Genomic DNA, 3,177 nt, shown 5'->3' with positions numbered 1-3,177 from the left:
TTCGGGACGGGACCGGACGGCCCCTGGCGGACAGGCCGTCCCGCCGCGACCGGAGTGCCGCGGAGCAGCCGGAGCCCCCCGATGACAGCTGTGTGGCGCACGATCCGCCCCCATCCCCCGAGTCTCGACCAGCCCACCCGGACTCAGTGTGGTCGCTCGTGCGGACTCCGTAAAGGACTTGCCGGAAGCCGGGGACGAAGATCCCGGGATGTGGGACGAATTTCCGCCGTCCGCGACGATAGCGGAGCCCTTCTGACGGGCCGTCGGCAGGGCCCCGGGAACCGGCCCCGGACGGCGGAATCCGGCGGTCGGCCTGCGAGGAGATCCACTGCGCCCACCCGGTGCCGGAATGGCCGAAGATCACCACTGCGTGTTGACACCACCCGCCGGCGCCGTCGCCCGCGCCCGAGGGCGCCGGTTCACCGCCGTTTCACCGCCGCCAGAGCAGCAGCACGGCCCGGTCGTCGTTGACGTCCTTGGCGACCGTCTCGATCAGCCGGCCGGCCGCACCGCGGCTGCCGACGCCGAACTGACCGCCGGCCACCAGCCGGTCGGCCTCCCCCATCAACCGGTCCATGCCCTCGGTGAGGTCCCGGCCGGGCACCTCGACCATGCCGTCGGTGCACAGCAGCAGCACGTCGCCGTGGCCGAGCCGCCCCCGCACGCCGTCGAACTTGGCGCCGTCGTAGACCCCGAGCAGCGGGCCCTCGGCCTCCTGCACCTCCCAGCGGCCGGCCCCGGCGAGCCGCTGCATCCCGGGCAGGTGCCCGGCCGAGAGCAGCTCGTACTCACCGGTGTCGAGGTCGAGCACCAGGTGGACGGCGGTGGCGAAGCCCTCGTCCCAGTCCTGCCGGAGCAGGTAGCCGTTGGCCGCGGGCAGGAACTCGTGGGCCGGCAGCGATCCGAGCAGCCCGCCGAACGCGCCGGACAGCAGCAGCGCCCGGGAGCCGGCGTCCATGCCCTTGCCGGAGACGTCCGCCAGCACCGCCTCCAGCACCCGGCGGCCCGGACCGGTGCGGGCGGCGACCACGAAGTCCCCGGAGAAGGACTGGCCGCCGGCCGGGCGCAGCGCCATGTCTGCCTGCCAGCCGTCGGGCAGGGCCGGGAGGCGGCCCTGGACCCGGATCCGTTCGCGCAGGTCGAAGAGCATCGAGCCGCCGCCGCGCCACGGCACGCCGACCCGGCTGCGGAACTGGGCGACCAGCAGGCCGGCCACCCCGACCGCGCCGACCACCAGCGCGGCGCCGGGGGTCACCCCGTAGACGTACTGCTCGGGGTGGCTGCTGCCGACCCGCTCACCGGTGTGGATCAGGGATTCGGTGGACAGGCCGAGCGCGGCGGCGCCGTAGAGCAGGACCAGGGTGCCGGGCCGCAGCAGCATGGCCCCGGCCAGGATCGGGAGCACCAGGGCGGTGGGCGGGACCCAGTCGGGGACGGCCACGTTGAGCAGGACCAGCAGCGGGATGGCGAGCAGGAAGGCCGTGAAGGCGAGCCAGTCGGCGCCGTCGCCGCGGAAGTAGTCGACACCGGCCCGGCGGACCCGGCGGCGGGCCCGGTAGAGCTTGGCGCGCACCTGGGCCGCGGCGGGCTCGGCGGCCGCCGTCGCGGTCGGGCCCGTCGTGGGTGTCTGGGGCGGTGCGCCCGGCTCTCTGCCAGCCATGGGGTCCGACCTTATCCACCGCCCGGGGCCCCCGTCGACGGGGTGGGCCGGGCCGGCCCGGGTGTCCCGGTCCCGGTCCGGCGCGTTTCGGCCGCCGGCGGGGCCGCCGGGCGGGGGCGCCCGCCGGGCGCCCGGGAGCGTGCGGCGGGGCCGGGTGCGCTGTCGGCGGGCCTACGGATTCGACCGGACATGTCGCAAAAGTCGGTCGCGTGCCGACCGCGGGCCTGATAGCTGTGAGGTATGACTGCCGACATGACCGCATCCGGGGCCCTGACCGTCCGCCCGCTGGTCGCCGGGGAGTGGGACACCTGGTACCGCGGGCTGGAGATCGCCTTCGGCGGCGAGGAGGAGCCACCGGAGGAGCGTGCGCTGTGGCGGGAACTGACCGAGGTCGACCGCTCGCTGGCGGTCTGTGATGGCACCGCGATCGTCGGCGGGGCCAGTGCGTTCAGCTTCGCGATGGCGGTGCCCGGCGGCGCGGTGCTGCCGGCGGCGGGGGTCACCATGGTCGGTGTGCTGCCGACGCACCGCCGGCGCGGGGCGCTGACCGCGCTGATGCGCCGCCAGCTGGGCGACGTCCGGGCCCGCGGCGAGGCGCTGGCGGTGCTGACCGCGTCGGAGCCGGCCATCTACGGCCGGTTCGGCTACGGGCTGGGGAGCTGGCGGATGGCGGTGACGCTGCCGAGCGCCAAGGTCTCGGTACCGGCGCTGCCGGGGCCCGCGCTGCGCCTGCGGCTGGCCGACCCGGTGGTGGCCTCGGCGGCCTGCGAGGAGCTGTACGCCCGGCTGGTGCCGGGCCGGCCGGGCCTGCTGGAGCGCCGCCCGGGCTGGCAGCAGCTGCCGCTGTTGGACGCCCCCGCCGCGCGGGACGGCGCCTCGCCGCTGCAGTGCGTGCTCGTCGAGGAGCGGGACGGCGGGCGGCTGCTCGGGTACGCGCGCTACGCGGTGAAGGGCGAGTGGGCGGGGAACAACGCGGCCGGCACGGTCCGGGTGCGGGACGTCGAGGCGCTGACGCCGCAGGTGTACGCGGCGCTCTGGTCGTACCTGCTGGAACTGGACCTGACCGAGCGGGTGGTGGCCCGCAACCGGCCGGTCGACGATCCGCTGCTGTACCTGGTCTCGGATCCGCGCCGGCTGGAGCCGCAGCTGGAGGACTCGCTGTTCGTCCGGCTGGTGGAGGTCGGCGCCGCGCTCGGACAGCGCGGCTACGCACTGCCGGTGGACCTGGTGCTGGCGGTGACGGACGATTTCTGCCCGTGGAACGCGGGGAGTTGGCGGCTGCGCTCGGAGGGCCCCGGCAAGGGCGCGGACTGCGCGCGGACCGACCGGCCCGCCGATCTGGCACTGGACGTCCGGGCGTTGGGCTCGGCCTACCTCGGCGGGGTGACGCTCGCCGCGCTGGCGGCGGCCGGGCGGGTGACCGAACTGCGCGAGGGGGCGCTGGCGGAGGCCTCGCGGGCGTTCGCCGGGGAGCTCGCACCCTGGCTGCCGCACGGGTTCTGACGCCCGTGCGGCAG

At 76.0% G+C, this 3,177-nt stretch carries 2 protein-coding genes; one reads left to right on the top strand and one right to left on the bottom strand.

The window, feature by feature from the left end; all coding sequences use genetic code 11:
- Positions 1-430: 430 nt before the first annotated feature.
- On the bottom strand, positions 431-1,573 hold the full coding sequence (locus tag AA75_RS21765) for a PP2C family protein-serine/threonine phosphatase (protein WP_033821857.1): 1,143 nt from the start codon (positions 1,571-1,573) through the stop codon (positions 431-433).
- A 339-nt stretch (positions 1,574-1,912) separates the two neighbouring features.
- Here AA75_RS21765 and AA75_RS21760 point away from each other — a divergent pair, with 339 nt between their 5' ends.
- Positions 1,913-3,163 (top strand): GNAT family N-acetyltransferase, encoded by a 1,251-nt coding sequence (locus AA75_RS21760; protein WP_033821845.1) that lies wholly within the window; start codon positions 1,913-1,915, stop codon positions 3,161-3,163.
- The last annotated feature ends 14 nt before the right edge of the window (positions 3,164-3,177 follow it).

It is taken from the genome of Kitasatospora sp. MBT63 (genome assembly GCF_000710465.2).
Taxonomy (GTDB): Bacteria; Actinomycetota; Actinomycetes; order Streptomycetales; family Streptomycetaceae; genus Kitasatospora.
The sequence above is the reverse complement of the archived record's forward strand: the minus strand, read 5'-3'. Positions and strand labels throughout refer to the sequence as shown.

Bases quoted from the DNA above. Each gene is read 5' to 3' on its own strand.
- AA75_RS21760 (WP_033821845.1), top strand. From the start codon at position 1,913: ATGACCGCATCCGGGGCCCTGACCGTCCGCCCGCTGGTCGCCGGGGAG.